This window comes from Lactobacillus nasalidis (assembly GCF_016587775.1).
Lineage (GTDB): Bacteria > Bacillota > Bacilli > Lactobacillales > Lactobacillaceae > Lactobacillus > Lactobacillus nasalidis.
Genome location: NZ_BOCG01000182.1, coordinates 1 through 334, shown reverse-complemented (window position 1 = coordinate 334; position 334 = coordinate 1). Strand labels below are relative to the sequence as shown.

The window sequence follows — 334 nt, the reverse complement described above, 5'->3', positions numbered from 1 at the left end:
GTTCTTCAGTCAGCTTTTTCGGGTCGGAAGCCAAAGAAGATTTAAGCGCTTGTCTTGCCTTGTACATTTCGTTCCACAAGGCAAGGCCTTGATTCCAGCAATAGCGGCGATAGTCACAAGCTTCATCCAAAACTCTTCTCATAGTCTTGTTTGGATGTAGTTCATAGACTCTTGTCTGAATTAATTTAGACGGTACTTCTTCTACCTGTTCAGCCATTTAATTCACCAGCTTTCAGAACCATATCATTCTCAATCTTTGTTTCGAGGAATATTTTAGCACGTATTCCTGTAGATCCCCAAACATATGTTTCTGTAGTATGACTAAAATTTGCGC

Annotated in this window: 1 protein-coding gene; it reads right to left on the bottom strand. The window is 40.1% G+C overall.

Annotation, left to right across the window (positions count from 1 at the left end; translation table 11 throughout):
* Positions 1-217: helix-turn-helix domain-containing protein (locus lacNas_RS03305; RefSeq protein ID WP_201346588.1), on the bottom strand; the 217-nt coding region annotated here is incomplete at its 3' end.
* Between the last annotated feature and the right edge of the window lie 117 nt (positions 218-334).